This window comes from Candidatus Zixiibacteriota bacterium, from assembly GCA_034003725.1.
In the GTDB taxonomy this organism is placed as follows: domain Bacteria; phylum Zixibacteria; class MSB-5A5; order GN15; family FEB-12; genus WJMS01.
Genome location: JAVEYB010000013.1, coordinates 50,579 through 68,731 on the forward strand (window position 1 = coordinate 50,579; position 18,153 = coordinate 68,731).

The following is an 18,153-nucleotide window of genomic DNA, read 5'->3' on the forward strand; positions in this document are numbered from 1 at the left end:
AAGGGAGGGGTCTATCTCATATCCAGCATGTCGCGTCGGGCGTCGGCCGAGAGGCTGATTCCCGGCTCGTGACCGATCGACGAGGTCGGCTCGGCGATTGACCAGTTGTTCGGGTCGGCCGGATCGCCGCCGTCGTACGACATTCGCCAGTAGAATTCAAGCGGGTAGTAGGCGGACCAGTCCGGCAGCCAGTAATCGATGTATCCATAGATGTCGTACACGCCCGCCGACTGCTGCTGCAGGTCGACCTGGTAGGTTGACAGGTAAAGCACCCAGCCGTCGGTGTAGCCGAATTCCTGCGTGATAAAGTCGATCACCAGTTGATCGCTGTACGCCTGCATGGCCGTGAACGCCAGCGCCCCGTTCGGCGCAAAGCTGACAACCTCCACCGTGTCGTAATGGTGTTGCACGGTTACCACCGTATCCGTAACCGTGACAATGGTTGTATCGTAGTGATTCTGGACCACCGTGATTGTGTCATGGATGGTAGTCTGACTGTAGACGGTATCAATGACAACGACGGTGTCCGTGGTGTTCACCGAGACCGAGTCGCGAATGACGACCGTGTCGATAACGATCACGGTATCCGCGGGAACATCCACGTATTCGATTTTCTCGATATACTCGGTGGACTCGACGATCCTCTCCTTGTCGCAGCCGGAGAACAGAGGCACAAGCGAGAGGAGCAGAAGCGCTGAAGCGAGGACAAGCAGTCTTTTCATACAAGTCTCCGTAGGGGAGGGCCTTTCTTCTGGAGGGATATCCTGCAAACGGCAGGCCGAATTGGCCGGTCCTGACGCGGGAATTGTATCCTCAACGCCCGCAAGAGACTGGCACAGTATGGGAGACCGCCCACAGGAGCGAGCGCGGGCGTGATTGATCACTTGAATGCACAGCGGATGCCCGGCGGAACCGGGATGTGCACTGCGCTACGAGCGCCGGTTGGACAAAAACCAATCCACCGTTCGGCGCAGTCCCTCTTCGAGCGAGACGGTCGGCTGCCATCGAAGATGAGTGCGGATCTTTTCGATACTGACCACGCGCCGCCTGATATTGTCGATATCGCGGCGGTCGATATGGTCCGGCTCTGCCTCGCGGGAGAGCAGGCGCGAGAGGATGGCGACGAGGTCGATTACTTTCGTTTCGATACCGGTGCCGACATTGTACACGCTGCCCTCGGACTTCGGCGACAGCAGCGCAATCAGGGTGGCGTCGACCGCGTCATCGACATACGTGAAGTCGCGCGTCTGCTGGCCGTCGCCGTGCACCGACGGCCGCCGGCCATGGCTGATGGTATCAAGAAACTTCGCGATAACGCCGCAGTACGGGTTCGCGGGGCTTTGTTTGGGGCCGTAGACGTTGGAGTAGCGGACCGACGTCACCGGCAGACCGTAGGTTTCGTAGAAGGCATAGCAGTAGTTTTCGCCCGCGAGCTTGGAGACGGCGTACGGCGAAAACGTCAGCGGACGCTCGTCTTCGAGAATCGGGATAATCCGCGGGTTGCCGTAGACCGATGCCGACGAGGTGTAGACGATCCGTTCGACCGGGTGTTCTCTCGCAGCCATCAGGACATTGAGCGTACCGCCGATGTTGACTTCGAAATCCTCGCGGGGATTTTTGGTCGAGACGACAATATTGCGCGCCGCCATGTGCGCGATATAATCGACCCGCTGCACGAGTTGGTTCACCAGCGCAGTATCGGTCACCGACCCCTTCACGAACTCGTAGTCGATATCCCGGTCGAGGTTGTCGAGACTTCCGGAGCAGAGATCGTCGAGGACAATCACCTTTCCGCCGCACCGGGCAACACGGCCGACCAGGTTCGACCCGACAAATCCGGCGCCGCCGGTGACCAGAACCGTTTTTCCCGCAAACTGCACATCGGTCATGGAATTACTCTCTCAGCCCGAGCCGCAGCAGGAACAGGGGACGAGCCAGTCGCCACCAGTCCCGGAACGGCTTCATCTTGGTATACTGTCGGCTTTCCGTGTGATAATACACAGTGACCGGCGCTTCGACAACCCGGCAGTTTTTGTCCTGCACGGCGCGGAAAAGCAGGTACGGCTCCAGCTCGTAGGTGTTGAGCCACGGTTGGTCCAGTCTGATGCGCGGGTTGTCGAGGATTCTCAGAAAAAACGCGCGAAACCCGTTGGTACCGTCGGTGATCCGCCGTCCCGACAGCAGCGTAAACGCCAGCGAAAACAGCCGTGTCGATATCTCGCGAAACACCGGGGCGTTCACGGTCCTGCCGCCGGGAATGCGCCGCGAACCCTGCACGAAATCGGCCCGGTCTTCGCGGAGGATATCGAGCACGGATTGCAGCTCTTCTGGTTCGTGCTGGTCGTCGCCCGACATGATTACGGCAATCGTGAATCCGTGAGCGCGGCCGTAGATCAGTCCCGACCGGATACCCGCTCCTACACCCTGATTGGTCTCGTGGCGGACAACCGTTGCGCCGGCCTCCCGGGCTTCCTCGCCGGTGGTATCGGTGGAACAGTCATCAACAACGACTATCTCATCGACCTGCCCCGTAGCTTTCACCTTGCGAACGACCTTGCCGATTTTGCCCGATTCGTTGTAGGCCGGGAGGATACAGAGTATGCGGTGCGTGGTACTCATTCAATTGACTGTGACGGTCGCGCGGGAAGTCCCATGGTCTCGTGAAACCGCAATATAGCGGCACAAGACGGTGGCGGGCAAGGTGTTTGTCCGAAACGGGGCCGGCGAATGCCCGGCGCCCGGCGCTCGGTGGCCGGGCTAGATCGTATCCCCCCAGCCGCCCAGGCGCGCCAGAAGCCACCAGAAGGCCTGTCCCTTGCGGTAGCAGTTGAAACAATGCGAGTGCGCGCAACTGCACGATTCACAATCGTTCTCGTCGCACCAGTCGGAACACCACCCGCAGGCATCGGTCTCGTCGGGATAATACGCGCCGTCGGGATCGTAGCTTTCGATATCGGCGAAATCAAACAGCACCTTGTCGTGATCGGCGCAGTACTGGCGGATCAGCCCGTTGCAGTAGTATAGATTGCCGGACGGTCCGGTGCCGTCGAGATGCCCCGTCATGTACACGAATATGACTTCGGGGTAATCCTCCTCGAGACCGGACATGGCCCCAAGGTACGCCTGAATGCCCGCGTACGTGTTGCCCGAACACCCGCCGCACCAGGACCAGATAACCATATTGTACTCCGGGTGTGCGTTGAGCCATGAGCGCGTCGGTGGCACCCACGAGGTATCCCCGGTAAGTCCGAGATCATCGCCGTACTCGTGCACGGTCGGTTGTCCGCAGTACGGGTGCTCGGATTCCAGCAGGTCGAGCCCGGTCATAAGCTGGCTGCCGTGGGAGGTATGGCCGTAGAAAATGCTGAATTTCGAGCGGACCGAATCAAACGCAGCGGTCGGGATCTGGTCGAACTGATCGGCGGCGAGATGAGTGGCGACAAAACCGTCGATTTCGCCAGTGGGGTCGAGCGTACCGTTTTTGGACGGAGTGTCGTCGGAGGAGCAGGCGCACATCAGGCCGAAAACAGCAAGTAACCCAAGCCCCAGCAGCAACTTACGGTGCCCGGAACGCATATGGATATCCTTTCCGTGATAGGCGATAGGAATGTCTATGATAAGTATCGGAAGACGGAGGGGGAGAAGATAGGGAAAAGTGGGGGGAAAAAGATTGCGTATCGCGTGGTACTCTTTATTCTTTTGAATATTGAGAGCTTGGGACCTACTTGGTGAAAAGTGAGGGAGGTAATTTCATATGCGATCAATAGCCGTCGTTGTTCTCATGTTGCTTGTTACGGGCTGTGGGCCGACTATACCACGGCAAATAGCCTGGAGACCATGGAGCCGTACCCTCATTGGCGAGTCAAGGATCCAAGTCGGGATGAGTATAGCTATAGCGGTTAATGGGGAAAGTGAACCCCTGCTTGGAACAGAGGAATTGTTGCAGAAAAATATTGAAACGGGTTTACGCTCATTGCTGAGCCGTCGCGGTTTTACGATATCTGATTCGGTATCAGACCTCAGACTTGTCTTCAGTTTTCAGACTGAACGGGTAGATGATATCGAGGTCTTATCTAATCAATCCACTTTGGGGATTTCGAGTCTTTCGCTCTCGGCCACGGCGGGATCAGGGATTGTTTCGGCACCGAACGCGCGCGGAATCGGCTCTGTCGGAGTTTCTATCGCTCAAACAGTCGCCTCGCTCATGAGCACCCGCGCCGCAACCACTTCGCAGTACTTTAGACAGGGGGTCCAGTACTTGCACACCGTATCCATTGAGATTACTGATACTGAGCATGTGGTGATATGGAAGGGCGAGTCGATGTGGCGTACAACTGGCCCCGACATATTGGGAGACGTGTACGGAGTGACTCAGCTACTACTGAGTGAGCTGCCCGCGGATCGCACCATTACTCCCCGTGTGCCAAGATTAAAGCAGACTCATCTGACCAATTACTTTGCTGAGAATTGCGTTAATTCGTATTTCAGTTGTCCTGCGCTGCCGTATCGGATTCACTTTCCTGCATCCTTCGGCGGATTTGGAAACCGTGTAGATTGGTCTTCGGTGACCTATATTAAGGATGCGGTGGCACTTCCGGCCTTTGTTGATATCGTGCAAACTGCTGAATATGCCCTCCCAACAGGCGCGAAAGACTACAAAGACCCCGTGGATCTCGACTTATGGAGAAGAGCCGTTTTGGGTGGCAAGTATTTACTAGGTGACTCTCAGGAGCCAACCTATGTCTTGGTGGAGCTTTATGGATACGAACACGCATACCAAGTCAACTCGTGCAGGGTCGTCACCGCCGCCGAGTTTGCGAATTTTGAGTCTAGTTTGACAGAGTGGAGGAATAGACTCCATGATTACTTTGATATGTTCGAATGACTCTGATCTGTCCGGGCCATGGTCCGCATCAAAAGACTGAAACCTTACGCCCCCCCTCACCCCACGGGCAGCGTGATTGTCACGGTCGTGCCCTTGCCTTCCTCGCTGTCAACGCGTATATCCCCGCCGTGAAGCCTGACGATATTAAAACTGCTCGCCAGACCCGTCTGCACGCCGATACGGTCGCGATGTTTCGTGAATGCAAAATCGAATAAATGCGCGCGCTTTTCGGATGGAATGCCCGGACCGTTGTCGGCAATCGTTACATAGACCGTGTGTTCATCCGATGCGGTCGTAATTCGGATATCGCCCCCGCGCCCGGTCGATCCAATCGCGCGAACAGCGTTCCGAAGAATACTCAGAAACATCTCGTTTAACTTGTTCGGATATCCTTTGATCATCGGTACGGCGTTGAATTCCCGGTGCACGACAATACCGCTGTTGAGCTTGTGCTCTATCAGCCCGAGCGCGGCCTCGACTCCTTCCACTATATCCACGGGCTGGTACTCAGCCTCGTCGTGATGGGCGAAGCGCTTGAGGCGGCGGACCAGATCGGCGATCCGCGCGCTCGCTTCGACTGTCACGGCGGTGTTGTCCTGGACAATCTTCAACAACCGCGAGCGTTGCGAGTGCGAGTCCGCAACACCGCCCGCCTCGTCGGTCTCCAGAATGGCATTCAGCTTGTCGACGGCCCGTCGGAGTGAATCGGCGGAGGAGTTGATCACGCCCAGCGGCGTATTTAACTCATGTGCGACCGCGGAGACAAAATCCGCGAGACAGGACATCTTGGTCGAGGTCACCAGCTCCGACTGACCTTCCTGCAAGTGCTGAATCGCCGCCACCAGTTCGCGGTATTTCTGCTGAATTTCGGTGACACACATCGCCGAAGAGTCGGTCGCACATGCTGCCTGCTCCGGTCCGGCAAGCACCGCCGGAGGCACCGGGTGCAGACCGAGGCGGCTGATCAGGCAGGACCAGTCCTGTTTCTCCGGATGATCCAGGTAGTCATCGGGATTGCCTGCAACCCCGAGGATCTTGTCACAACTGATTTTCCAAACCACATCGGCCTGCTCGAACCGACCTTCGGCCCGCACAAACCGACCGTCGGCAAACCGAAGCGTGACCTTGCCACAGGCGCGGTCGGGATCATCGGCGTAGATATGCAGCCCGATAAGCTGGTTGGCCAGAATCCGTTCGGCAAGTGCCAGCATTCGGCGGTCGTCCTCCGTTCGGGTCGACTCCGTCAGCAGACGGTTGCAGGTATCCAGATAGCGCTTTATGTCCAGATCGGTGATGGTCGATGTTGTCGGCATTGCACCCGTTTAGTAGTTTACCCTTTCTGTTTTGATTCGGATGGCGCCGAATTGATTCAGAAAACCGGCAGGGGTCGCAGAGACCTGCCCGATTACAGGAACTCCCGCCGCGGCGTACCGGTTACGTGACAAGATTCGCGGCCCGCTCAAGAGCGTTCCTGCCCGGAAAACCGCTTGGAACGGGCTGCCGTTGCGATTTACTTACGTGACGTTCAAAAATCTGATGTGAGACTGTTGCAGGGAGGGTCCGTTTTCGGGCCCGCCGAGATAGCCTGAGACATGCCGCACCACCTGAAGGCTCTGAGTACTATGAAAGCATCGGACCTGTTTGTCAAAGCCCTCGAAAACGAAGGCGTCAAATACATCTTCGGTCTTCCCGGCGAAGAAAACCTCGACCTGCTCGAATCGATCCGGAAATCATCGATCCGGCTGGTGGTCACCCGTCACGAGCAGGCGGCCGGGTTTATGGCGGCGACCTACGGGCGGCTGACGGGCACGCCGGGGGTGTGTCTGTCGACGCTCGGCCCCGGGGCGACCAACCTGGTGACGGCAGCGGCGTACGCGCAGCTGGGCGCCATGCCGATGGTGATGATTACCGGTCAGAAACCGATTCTCAAGAGCAAACAGGGGCGCTTCCAAATAATCGATATCGTCGACATGATGCACCCGCTCACCAAATTCACGAAACAGATAGTCCACGGCAACACCATACCGGCGATCGTGCGCGAAGCGTTCCGACTGGCGACGATCGAGCGGCCGGGCGCGGTGCACCTCGAGCTGCCCGAGGATATTGCGACGGAAGAAACCGATGCCGCGGTGATTCCCTCGGTGCGGATACGCCGTCCGGACTGCAGCGAGCAGTCGATCGGCGAAGCGGTCGAGATGATCGAGCGGTCGGAGCGGCCGCTGCTGTTGATCGGCGCGGGAGCCAATCGCAAGGCGGGGATGGAAGCGATCGGGCGGTTTATCGACAAGACCGGCATTCCGTTCTTCAATACGCAGATGGGCAAGGGCGTGGTTGACGAGCGCCATCCGCTGTTTCTCGGTACGGCGGCGCTTTCCGACAACGACTACATTCATTGCTCGATCGCCCGGGCGGACCTGATTATCAATGTCGGTCACGACGTGGTCGAGAAGCCGCCGTTCTTCATGAAACCCGGCGGAACGAAAGTTATCCATATCAATTTCCGCTCCGCGGAGTTCGACGAGGTTTATTTCCCGCAGTTGATCTGCCCCGGTGATATCGGCAGCACCATGCGCCGCCTGACCGAGCGTGTGACAAAACAGAAGCACTGGGATTTCGCATACTACCTTCGCGTCAAAAACCGACTCGACGAACATATACTTGAATATGCGGACGACGAGAGCTTTCCCATCAAGCCGCAGACCATCGTTAAAGACGTCCGCGAGGTGATGCCGGATGACGGCATCATCGCGCTGGATAACGGGATGTACAAAATCTGGTTCGCCCGGAACTACAAGGCCTACCGTCCCAAGTCAATCATTCTCGACAACGCGCTGGCGTCGATGGGCGCCGGGCTGCCGTCGGCCATGACCGCCTGCCTGCTGTATCCCGAGCGGCGGGTGATGGCTGTAGTCGGCGACGGCGGATTTCTGATGAACAGTCAGGAAATCGAGACGGCGATACGGCTGAAGCTCAATCTTGTCATTCTCATTCTCACCGACAGCTCGTACGGCATGATCAAGTGGAAGCAGATCGGCATGGGGTTCCGCGACTACGGACTTGATTTCTCCAACCCCAATTTTATCAAGTATGCCGATGCGTACGGTGTGCGTGGACACGTGGTGCAATCGGCGGACCAACTCAAGCCGCTTCTGGAACGGTGTCATGCGGAAGGCGGTATTCACCTCGTCGACTGCCCGGTTGACTATACCGAAAACAATCGCGTCTTGAACGAGGAACTTGCGGCCAAGACCTGCCTGTTGTGATTCCTCCTGTTGTCCGATTTCGCACGATGCATCAGTAATCCGTTTGGCACTTCAAACGCGCCCGGTGAGATACCGGTAGACAGTATCTATCCTGCTTTGTATCCTGGACACTTGAGGGGACGTTTGAACTGCGCGGGTTCGGACGAATCACGAGCATCAGATATGCACAACCATAGAGAGCGTGTGCGCCGAGGGTGAGCCACGCGCGGAGGATTCGAGATGTCGACAAAAGAGATGCAGGACAAGCTGGTCGCCAACATGGAGCGCTGGCAGCAGGTGGAGAAAAACGCGATCAAAGTCACGACCGACATCGCCAACAAGAGCAAAAACCCGATCATCAAGCACATCATGGAGGTAATCAAACGCGACTCCGAGATGCACGCCAGGACGCAGAAGATGATCATCGATACCCTCAAAGGGACATACACGATGACGCCCGATGAGCTGGCGGATGTTTGGACCGAAATCGAAAAACACATCGAGACCGAGAAACAGACGATCGCGCTGGCTCAGGAAGCGAAGACCTACCTCAAAGGTCGCAAAATGATCGTGCAGGAATACCTCGTTGAGTATCTTCTGGTCGATGAAGAGAAACACAACGCGCTGCTCGATCAGCTGGCGACGATCAAGACGGGCATGTATCCGTACGGGTCGTAGTTCCGCTTGTGATGTAACAGGTTACGCACGGCCGGCAGCGGTGTCCTCCGACCGCGTTTTTTGCCCGGACGCGACGGTCTCCAAAAACTGCTGACAGGCCGATACTCGCGTGATACCTTACGAACAGAGGACGGTCGGCAGCATTACGGTCCACGCACACACGAATGGGTACTTCGCGGCACTTCGAATACATCGACCATACGGCCGATATCATCGTCAGGGCGTACGGCGAGACACTTGCAGAGGCGTTCGCCTGCGCGGCCGAGGCGATGTTTGCCGTCATTACCGATTCGGCGGAGATTCGACCAACAAGCCGCGAACCCGTGGATATCGAGTCCATCGACCGCGAGGGCCTGCTGGTCGGCTTTCTCTCTGAACTGATCGTCCGTCACGAGTCGCGATCGGTCGTTGTCGGCGACATCCGGATAACCGCACTGGGCGATACGCATCTTCGCGCCGACATCGGCATCGAGCCGTTCGACGAGATTCGTCACGGAACCGGGACGCAGGTGAAGGGCGTGTCGTATCACCTGATGGAGATTCGGGACCCGGTCGACGGTGACCCTGCCGTGGTGCAGGTGCTGTTTGACATATAGGTGACGATAGATGAGGAAGGTTTGAGTATGACCTGGACCGGCCCGACAAAACGAGTGGATGCCTACCGCATCGAGATAGACAGTTCGTATGCGAGTCAGGCCATGGCGCGGCATGGACTTCGCATGTCCGTGCCGGGGTTGGTGTACGCCGATGAGACGATGTGGCGTTCGATTGTCGGCGATGATTCTCCCGACCAGGTCGCGAATGTGGCGACACTTCCCGGCATCGTCGGGCGGTCGATCGCGATGCCGGACATACACCACGGGTACGGATTCGCGATCGGCGGAGTGGCGGCATTTGACGCCGAGCGCGGCGTCATCTCGCCCGGCGGGGTCGGCTATGACATCAATTGCGGCGTGCGGCTGGTGCGTACGGATTTGACGGTGAAAGACGTTCGTCCGCGGATCGAGGCGCTGGTCGACGCGATGTTTGCCAACGTGCCGTCGGGGGTCGGCTCCGAGGGCCGCGTGCGGCTTTCACCGACGCAGATCGACGATGTCCTTCGTCACGGCGCGCGCTGGGCCGTCAACAACGGCTATGGATGGCAGGAGGATCTTGACTACATGGAGGAACACGGCGCGTTCGACGGCGCCGATCCATCAACCGTCAGTGCGAACGCCAAAAAGCGCGGCGGCCCGCAGCTCGGCACGCTCGGCGCCGGCAACCACTTTCTCGAAGTGCAGCGGGTTGATGAAATCTACGATCCGGAAGTCGCATCGGCGTTCGGAATCGTCGAGAAAGACCAGATCACGGTGATGATTCACACCGGGTCGCGAGGCTGCGGTCACCAGATATGCACCGATTACCTGGAGACGATGCGTCGTGCCCAGAAGAAATATAACATCCCGCTGGTCGATCACGAGCTGACCTCGGCGCCTGCGTCGTCGCCCGAAGCCCGTCAGTACTTTGCGGCCATGAAGTGCGGGGCGAATTTCGCGTGGGCCAACCGGCAGCTCATCATGCACTGGGTGCGCGAATCGTTCGAGACGGTGTTCGGCAGGCCGTCGAGCCGTCTCGGGCTGCATCTGATCTACGACATCGCGCACAATATCGCCAAGCTCGAACAGCATGAAGTCGACGGGAAGAAACGCCTGCTGTACGTTCATCGCAAAGGGGCGACACGCGCATTCGGACCGAGTCACCCCGAAATCCCCGAACGCTATCGCGCCTACGGGCAACCGGTGCTCATCCCCGGCGACATGGGCACGGCCAGCTACCTGCTGGTCGGCACCGAGCAGGCGATGCAAGAGACGTTCGGTTCATCGTGTCACGGGGCGGGGCGGCGGTTGTCGCGGTCGCGTGCGATCAAGGAACATCCGGCCGACAAGGTATTTGCCGATCTGGAGAATCGCGGTATCTACCTCCGTGCGAAAAGCAGGCGATGCGTGGCGGAAGAGGCGCCGGGCGCCTACAAGAATATTGACAGCGTCATTGATATCTCACACCATTCGGGAATCGCGCGCCGGGTCGCTCGACTGCGCCCGCTCGGCGTCGTCAAAGGATAGAAAAACCACAGGAGAACTGTGCGCCTGAGTACGGGATACGAGACATGCCGATAATCGACGGTCTCCAGACGGACCGAGACCTGAAGGCGGGTCTGCAGGTGACCTGGGTCGGTATGGTGGTGAACATCGTACTGATCGGGCTGAAGCTGTGGGGCGGTATCGCCGGCCGCAGCCAGGCGCTGATTGCCGACGCCGTCCACTCCGCATCCGACTTGTTCAGCGACGTGGTCGTACTGCTGGGGCTGCGCTGGGGCCGCAAGGAAGCCGATGAAGATCATCCCTACGGACACGGGCGTATCGAAACGATCGCCAGCCTCGGTGTGGGTCTGACGCTGTTGGTCGCCGCCGTCTGGATTGCCTACAACGCCATCGTCTCCGTGTACGAGCATCGCGTGTCATCGCCGACCGCGCTGACAATCGTCGTGGCCGCCGCCAGTATCGCCGCCAAAGAGGCGTTGTACTGGTACACGGTGCTGGTTGGACGGCGGATTCGCTCGACTGTCGTGATCGGCAACGCCTGGCATCACCGTTCCGACGCCTTCAGCTCCGTTGCCGTGCTGGTGGGGGTGCTGGCGGCGCGGCTGAACCCGGACTGGCATCTTGCCGACGCGCTGGCCGCCATCATCGTTTCGCTGTTTCTGCTGAAAGTATGCGCGACACTGCTGTGGGGTGCCCTGCGCGAGTTGTCCGACACGGCGCCCGAGGAACGGATTCTCAGCGAGCTCCAATATCGGGCCGCACAGGTGCCGGGAGTAATGCAGGTGCATGACCTCAAAGCACGTCACTCCGGTCCGAATCTGCTGGTGGAAATGCATGTCGTGGTCGACGGCAGGATCTCGGTCTATCAAGGGCATGAAATAGCGCGTGAGGTCCGGCTCCGGCTGCTCGAGGACATGGACGAGGTGACCGACGTGCTGGTGCATCTCGATCCGGAAACCGAAATGAAACCGGAGAACCCCGGGGAGCGCCCGGCTCTATAGTCCCAGCGCCTGGCGCAGCGCGGTCTCGAGATCGGTGTGACGGAACGTGAAGCCGTGATCGAGCAGCTTTTTCGGGATGACACGAATACTGGCCAGGAGCAACTCCTCCGCCATCTCACCCGCGAGCATCTTCAGCGCAAAGGCGGGGATAGCCATTACGGTCGGTCGGTTTAATACCGCGCCAAGGACGTTGGTGAATTCCTCGTTGGTGACGGGTGTCGGGGAGACCATGTTGACCGGACCATCGAGCGACCGCTCGGACAATGCGAACTGAATACCCCGCACGACGTCGTCTCGCGACACCCACGACATGTACTGACTGCCGTCGGCCAGCTTCCCGGCCATTCCCGTCTTGAACGGCGTGAGCATCTTCTCCAGTGCGCCACCCTCGGCAGCGAGCACCACGCCCATGCGAAGGTGAACGGTGCGAATTCCAGCCGAGCGGGCGGGGTCGGCGGCATTCTCCCACGCTTCGGACACGTCGGCCAGAAATCCCTTGCCGCGCGGCATCTTTTCAGTCAGTTCGGTATCTCCCCGGTCGCCGTAGAATCCAACAGCGGACGCGCACACGAGCGCCTCCGGCTTATGGGTGCAGGAGGCCAGCGATTCCGCCAGCAGCGAGGTACCGTCGACCCGGCTGTTGAGAATGCGCGCCTTGCGCTCGTCGTTCCATCGTCCGCCGGCGATATTCTCACCGGCAAGGTGCACGACCGCGTCGAATCCCTCGAGCCCGGCCCGATCGATCTCCCCGGTCGAGGGCCTCCAATAGACCGACTGCGGGTCATTCGTCCGTTCGCGAACGAGCGTGTGAACCGTGTGACCGTCAGCCCGAAGCGCAGCGGTGAGCGCCGTGCCGATCAGGCCCGACGAGCCGGAAACAAGAATCTTCATCGGGTGAGCCACGTTTATGCCTTTACCAGCGACGCGAGAGTGGCTTTTACGTCGTCAACGTGCCCGTTGACCTTGACCTTCTCCCACATGGCGCGGACTTTCGACTCCGGATCGATCAGCACCGTTGTGCGCTCGACGCCCATGTACTTTTTGCCGTACATGCTTTTCTCTTTCCACACGCCGTACTTTTCGAGTGCGGTGTGATCGGGATCGGACAGAAGCGTGATTCCCAGCTTGTGTTTTGCGCAGAAGTTCTGGTGGCTCTTCACCGAGTCGGGGGAGACCCCCACGACCGTGGCTCCCAGCTTCTTGAAACTTGCGAGGGCGGAAGTGAAATCGACGGCTTCGAGCGTGCAGCCCGACGTATTATCTTTCGGGTAGAAATACAGCACCAGCCACGATCCGGCAAAGTCGGACAGCTTCGCTTTCTGGCCGTCCTGATTTTGCAGTGAAAATGCCGGCGCCTTGTTACCGATTTTGAGTGCCATAGACAACGCCCTTCCTGCGTCAGCGATCTCTCCTTCAATGGACAACGATACCTGTAACGGCGGCGGCGGTCAAATGGTTCTTTCGTTCGGAGTATTCGGGCGCTCTATGTCTAGCTTACCCGCTTGCGGAACCGCAGCGCGGCAATCGCAAACACTGTAATCGCGAAGACCGCCATGGGATATACTTCGCTCATGAGCTCGGCACATCCGGCCCCGCGCATCATGATGCCCCGGACGATTGCCACGAAGTATCGCATGGGATTGAGGTAGGTCACCGGGCGGATCCACTCCGGCATGTTCGAAATAGGTGTGAAGAAGCCCGAGGTCAGGATCGCGAATATGGAGAAAAACCACGCGAAAAACATCGCCTGCTGTTGTGTCGAGGTGACCGTTGAAAACAGCAGCCCGATACCGAGGGTCGCGACCATGTACAGCGACGCCAGCGCAAACAACAATACTGGAGAACCGACGAATGGAATGCCGAACCACAGCACCCCCACCACCAGTGCAAATGAAATCTCGATAATCCCCAACACGGCGAATGCGCTGAGTTTGCCGAAAAGAAGAACGGTGCCGCTGATCGGTGTCACGAGCAGCTGTTCCAGCGTTCCCATTTCCTTCTCGCGCACGATGGCCATCGATGTCAGCATGATCGTGATCATCGTGAGCAGCGTGGCCACAATACCGGGGACCATGAAATAGACCGACTCCGCTTCCGGGTTGTACAGAACGGTCGGCCGGATCTCGACCGGGATCCGTACGCCGGTCACGTCGGCCGAATACTCGCGGACGATCTGGTTCATGTAGCCGAGAGCGGTTGCGGCCGAGGATGCATTCGAGCCGTCCACGACCAGCCCCACCGTCACGGATTCGCGCGCGCTGATCTTCTGTGAGAAATCCTCCGGAATCAGAAGCGCCATCTCGGCGTCGCCGCGCTGAAATCGCGTGTGCAGGTCATAGACCGGGTGGCTCAGCATCGGCTGGAGATCGTCGCTGATCGTGAAGTAGTCACCGGCGCCGGCGGCGACCACAAGCTCCCGCGAATACCGGCTCTGGTTGAAATCATACACGTCAAGCGCTATGTACTTGACGTCGGTTGTCACCGTGTATCCGAGCAGCAACAGCTGGATAATCGGAACCGCAAAGATGATCCGCAGCATGTTCCGGTCCCGGAGCACCTGCAGGAATTCTTTCCTGACTAATCCCAGATACGCGCGTATCACCTCAGCCTATCCTCGCTTTGAATTTCTTTCCGGCTATCACCAAAAGGATGCCCGTCAGGACCAGCAACGCCGCCAGCTGCGGCAGAAGCAGCACGACCGACGTGCCCTTGAGCAACAGTGCGCGCGTAGCCTCAATATAGTATCGTGCGGGCACGATATGACTCAGCGCCTGCAATACGATCGGCATGTTCTTGATCGGGAATATGAACCCGGAGAGCATGATCGAGGGAAGCATCGTGGTCACCAGCGCAAACATCATGGCCACCTGCTGCGTCGACACGAGCGACGAAATCAGAATACCGATAGACAGCGACGCCGAGACGTATACGATCGTAAACAGCAGCAGTACCCAGAGCGAGCCGACAAACGGCACGCTGAACATGATTTTGGCGAAAAGCAGCACCAGCATGCCGTCGATGAACGCGATCAGCACGTACGGGAGAATCTTCCCGACAAGAATATCGCGCGCCGACACCGGCGCCACCAATAGCTGTTCCATCGTTCCCGTTTCCTTTTCCCGGGCGATGGTCACCGACGTCAACAGCGCCGAGATCATCAGGAGAATGACCGCGACAAGCGCCGGCACGAAGTAGCGCGACGACTTCAGGTCGGGATTGTACAGGATCTGCTGTGACACCGTGATGCCCGGCAACTCCTGGTCGGGTGGCAGGCGGTCTTTGAGAAACGCAATCAGCACGCCGTTCGCATAGGCCTGGACTGCGGCGCTGAGAAGATTGTCGGAGCCGTCGATCATCAAGCCGAGCGAAAAATCATCGCCGCGCGCAAGCGCCTCGGCGAAACCGCGGCGGATCGTCAGTATCCCTGTCGCATGCCGTGCGCGCAGCGAGCGCTCCGGGTGCGACATATCGATGTCGTATTCGGGTCGCTCGAAATAGGTTGAGTTGTAAAAACCATCGATTAACGTGCGCGAACTCGGCGTTCGGTCGTAGTCGATCACGGCGAGTGTAATGTGCTCGATATCGAGATTGATCGCATACCCGTACAAAAAGGTCATCATGACCGGCATGGCGAATACGATCACCAGGGAGCGCGGATCGCGCAGTATGTGGTACATCTCCTTGCGCGCGATATGTCGAGCGTTACCCGGCATTCGAGTCGTGCTCCCTGATCAAATCCACGAACAAGTCTTCGAGACCGGCTGCGCCCCTGCTTCGGATCAGCGATGCCGGTTCGCCTTCGACCACGATTCGCCCCCGGTGCATGATTGAAATGCGACCGCAGTACTCCGCCTCATCCATATAGTGCGTGGTTACGAAAATCGTGACCCGCTCGGCGGCAAGGCGGTAGAGGATATCCCAGAAACGCCGGCGAAACACCGGGTCGACGCCACCGGTCGGCTCGTCGAGAAAGAGTATCCGGGGCCGATGCAGCAACGACACCGACAATGCCAGCCGCTGTCGCCAACCGACCGGCAGCGATCCGCACCGTCGGTCGATAAAAGCGCCCAGTTCCAGTCCGTCACTCAGTTCGGCGATACGCTCTTTAATCAGCCGGGGGCAAAGTCCGTACGCCGCGCCGTAGAACTGCATGTTTTCACGGCCCGTAAGATCGGGATAGAGGGAGAACTTCTGTGACATGTAGCCGATTGACTTCTTGATCCGCTCCGACTGCGTAAGCACGTCGAATCCCGCCACCCGCCCGTTTCCCGCACTCGGCAGCAGCAGGCCGCACAGCATGCGGATTGCGGTCGTCTTTCCCGCACCGTTGGCGCCGAGAAATCCGAATATCTCACCCTCGTACACGGTCAGGCTGACACCATCGACCGCCGTAAAACCGCCGAACCGACGGGTGAGATTATCCAACTCCACAACCGGGGTCACGACAACGCCTCCCGTTCCATCAATTGAATGAATCGATCTTCGACCGACGGCTGCACGGGCTCGACCGTCGCCGGGTCGATGCCGGTCGCCTGCAAAACCGAATCAAAAGCGCGGATATCGGTGTGTTTGTCCGTGTAGAGGTGTATCCCCGCGCCGAATCGTCGTGCAGCCAGCCCCGGAGCGGCATTGAGCGCTTCGATAAGGTCGCGCGCGGGATTGGCCGCCAGACTGTAGATACGTCCCTCGAACTGGCGTGCCAGCTCCCCAGGCGACGCTTCGGTGAGCTTGCGCCCGCCGAAAATACACACCGCGCGATCGGTCCGTTCGACCTCGTCCATGTACGGTGTCGCAACAAGGATAGTCACACCGGAAGCGCGAAGGTCCAGGAGCATCTCCCAGAACTGGCGACGGGAGAGCGGATCGACACCGGTGGTCGGTTCATCGAGAATGAGCAGCCGCGGATCGTGCAGCAGCGCGCAGGAGAGCGCGAGCTTCTGCTTCATGCCGCCCGAGAGCGCCCCGGCCCGCCTTTTCGCAAACGGCCCGAGGTTGGAAAATGCATACATGCGGTCACGACGGCGGCGGTAATCGTCACCCGTGAACCCGTATATGCCCGCGTAAAAGGTCATGTTCTCTTCGACACTCAGGTCGGGATAGAGCGAAAAAGTCTGCGGCATGTAGCCCACCAGCGGTTTGGCCGAGGCGAAGTCGCGGAGAACGTCTATCCCATCGACGAAGATCGTCATATCCGGCGAGGGGTCGGGGTCGATCAGATCGCACACGATCCGCATGAACGTGGTTTTGCCGGCGCCGTCGGGACCAAGCAACGCCACAACCTCGCCTTTCTCGACCGACAACGAAAACCGATCGAGCGCGCGGATGTCGCCGTATGTCCGGCTCACATTTTGTGCGTCCAGAAAACTCACGGCAGCTCCATCGTAACGAATACCGGCATGCCGACTTTGAGCGTTCCGTCGGGATTGGGCGCCAACACCTTCACCGCATAAACGAGATCCGCGCGCGACTCCTCGGTCTGGACGTTCTTCGGCGTGAACTCCGCTTCGTCCGCCGTCCACACGACCCGGCCTTCATACGTCTGCCCGCCGGACTCGGTATTGATGGTGGCGGTCTGGCCGATCGTGACGTGGGCGAACTTCCCCGCCGGCAGATAGACTTTCACCCACACTGTATCGAGGCGCGCGATTCGGGCGATCGCCTTGCCGGGCGCCAGCAATTCCCCGGCGTCGACATATGCCTCGGTGACCGTGCCGGGCGAGGGCGCCACCGGGAAACAGTCGCGGTACTCGCGCTCGATTGTCGCAATCTGCGCGTCGACCTGCTCCAGTTCCGCCTCGATCGCCCGTATCTGTGCGTCGATCGTTTTACGCGCGTTTACCGAAGTGTTGTACTCATGCTGGACCTGATCGAACTGCCGCTGGGTCGCCGTACCCGATGAGAGCAGTCGGCTCACCCGATTGAACTCCGTTTCGGCGAACGACTCGGTCTGTTTTGCCTGTGCCAATTGCACGCGGGCGGTGTTGAGACGCGCCTCGGCTGCGGCTCGACCGGCACGGGCGGCCTCGATCTGGAGGACCAGACGCGTCGTGTCGATCACCGCCAGCGTGTCGCCGCCCCGCACCACCGAGCCTTCATCGAAATGTCGCGCCAGCAGGCGTCCGGCGGTTTCCGCCGATACGATCACCTCGTCGGCCTCGATCAGTCCCGAGCCCGCACCCGTGTTGTCGGTGTCGGCACAGCCGGTCAGGATGGCTGCAAGCGAAACCGCCAGAATGCATGCGAGTCCGTGATACCTGTACGACATG

18 protein-coding genes are annotated in these 18,153 nt (G+C 59.0%); 6 read left to right on the forward strand and 12 right to left on the reverse strand.

The genetic code is table 11. From position 1 onward, the window contains the following. Window positions 1–11: 11 nt before the first annotated feature. The 4 genes from RBT76_13235 to RBT76_13250 all read right to left on the reverse strand — a co-directional run bounded on the left by RBT76_13235 (window position 12) and on the right by RBT76_13250 (window position 3,576). A complete protein-coding gene (locus RBT76_13235; protein ID MDX9858748.1) occupies window positions 12–722 on the reverse strand; it encodes a hypothetical protein in 711 nt (236 codons plus the stop codon). A gap of 207 nt (window positions 723–929) precedes the next feature. Next, window positions 930–1,889, reverse strand: a complete 960-nt coding sequence (locus RBT76_13240; GenBank protein MDX9858749.1) for an NAD-dependent epimerase/dehydratase family protein — start codon at window positions 1,887–1,889, stop codon at window positions 930–932. 4 nt (window positions 1,890–1,893) lie between these two features. Next, entirely contained in the window at window positions 1,894–2,619 is a 726-nt protein-coding gene (locus RBT76_13245; protein ID MDX9858750.1) for a glycosyltransferase family 2 protein, read from the reverse strand. 138 nt (window positions 2,620–2,757) lie between these two features. Then, the gene (locus RBT76_13250) at window positions 2,758–3,576 is read right to left on the reverse strand and encodes a hypothetical protein (GenBank protein MDX9858751.1); all 819 of its coding nucleotides are present in this window, start codon (window positions 3,574–3,576) and stop codon (window positions 2,758–2,760) included. A 304-nt stretch (window positions 3,577–3,880) separates the two neighbouring features. Here RBT76_13250 and RBT76_13255 point away from each other — a divergent pair, with 304 nt between their 5' ends. Next, the gene (locus RBT76_13255) at window positions 3,881–4,885 is read left to right on the forward strand and encodes a hypothetical protein (GenBank protein ID MDX9858752.1); all 1,005 of its coding nucleotides are present in this window, start codon (window positions 3,881–3,883) and stop codon (window positions 4,883–4,885) included. 56 nt (window positions 4,886–4,941) lie between these two features. On the opposite strand, the gene RBT76_13260 is transcribed toward RBT76_13255, so the two are convergent. Beyond that, a complete protein-coding gene (locus RBT76_13260; protein MDX9858753.1) occupies window positions 4,942–6,198 on the reverse strand; it encodes a HAMP domain-containing sensor histidine kinase in 1,257 nt (418 codons plus the stop codon). 309 nt (window positions 6,199–6,507) lie between these two features. On the opposite strand from RBT76_13260, the gene RBT76_13265 reads away from it, so the two are divergent. From RBT76_13265 to RBT76_13285, 5 genes are all read left to right on the forward strand, one after another. After that, window positions 6,508–8,148 (forward strand): acetolactate synthase large subunit, encoded by a 1,641-nt coding sequence (locus tag RBT76_13265; protein ID MDX9858754.1) that lies wholly within the window; start codon window positions 6,508–6,510, stop codon window positions 8,146–8,148. Between the two features lie 219 nt (window positions 8,149–8,367). Then, on the forward strand, window positions 8,368–8,805 hold the full coding sequence (locus RBT76_13270) for a hypothetical protein (protein MDX9858755.1): 438 nt from the start codon (window positions 8,368–8,370) through the stop codon (window positions 8,803–8,805). A gap of 164 nt (window positions 8,806–8,969) precedes the next feature. Beyond that, window positions 8,970–9,401: an archease gene (locus RBT76_13275; GenBank protein ID MDX9858756.1), complete on the forward strand. Its 432-nt coding sequence runs from the start codon at window positions 8,970–8,972 to the stop codon at window positions 9,399–9,401. A gap of 27 nt (window positions 9,402–9,428) precedes the next feature. Further along, the gene (locus RBT76_13280) at window positions 9,429–10,907 is read left to right on the forward strand and encodes an RtcB family protein (protein ID MDX9858757.1); all 1,479 of its coding nucleotides are present in this window, start codon (window positions 9,429–9,431) and stop codon (window positions 10,905–10,907) included. A gap of 44 nt (window positions 10,908–10,951) precedes the next feature. Further along, the gene (locus RBT76_13285) at window positions 10,952–11,887 is read left to right on the forward strand and encodes a cation diffusion facilitator family transporter (GenBank protein MDX9858758.1); all 936 of its coding nucleotides are present in this window, start codon (window positions 10,952–10,954) and stop codon (window positions 11,885–11,887) included. On the opposite strand, the gene RBT76_13290 is transcribed toward RBT76_13285, so the two are convergent. The 7 genes from RBT76_13290 to RBT76_13320 form a co-directional block, all read right to left on the reverse strand. Beyond that, window positions 11,882–12,778 (reverse strand): TIGR01777 family oxidoreductase, encoded by an 897-nt coding sequence (locus RBT76_13290; GenBank protein ID MDX9858759.1) that lies wholly within the window; start codon window positions 12,776–12,778, stop codon window positions 11,882–11,884. The genes RBT76_13285 and RBT76_13290 overlap by 6 nt on opposite strands. Window positions 12,779–12,792: 14 nt before the next feature. Further along, a complete protein-coding gene (gene bcp, locus RBT76_13295; GenBank protein MDX9858760.1) occupies window positions 12,793–13,266 on the reverse strand; it encodes a thioredoxin-dependent thiol peroxidase in 474 nt (157 codons plus the stop codon). 110 nt (window positions 13,267–13,376) lie between these two features. Further along, window positions 13,377–14,489, reverse strand: coding sequence for an ABC transporter permease (locus tag RBT76_13300; protein MDX9858761.1), 1,113 nt, complete (start codon window positions 14,487–14,489; stop codon window positions 13,377–13,379). Between the two features lies 1 nt (window position 14,490). Next, complete coding sequence (locus tag RBT76_13305; GenBank protein ID MDX9858762.1) at window positions 14,491–15,600, reverse strand: ABC transporter permease; 1,110 nt, start codon at window positions 15,598–15,600, stop codon at window positions 14,491–14,493. Further along, on the reverse strand, window positions 15,590–16,330 hold the full coding sequence (locus RBT76_13310) for an ABC transporter ATP-binding protein (protein MDX9858763.1): 741 nt from the start codon (window positions 16,328–16,330) through the stop codon (window positions 15,590–15,592). The genes RBT76_13305 and RBT76_13310 overlap by 11 nt, the downstream gene beginning before the upstream one ends. Further along, window positions 16,327–17,256 carry an ABC transporter ATP-binding protein gene (locus tag RBT76_13315; protein ID MDX9858764.1) on the reverse strand — a complete coding sequence of 310 codons (930 nt, stop codon included), beginning with the start codon at window positions 17,254–17,256 and terminating at the stop codon, window positions 16,327–16,329. Before RBT76_13315 ends, RBT76_13310 begins: the two co-directional genes overlap by 4 nt. Continuing rightward, window positions 17,253–18,152 (reverse strand): efflux RND transporter periplasmic adaptor subunit, encoded by a 900-nt coding sequence (locus RBT76_13320; GenBank protein ID MDX9858765.1) that lies wholly within the window; start codon window positions 18,150–18,152, stop codon window positions 17,253–17,255. The genes RBT76_13315 and RBT76_13320 overlap by 4 nt, the downstream gene beginning before the upstream one ends. Window position 18,153: the final 1 nt, after the last annotated feature.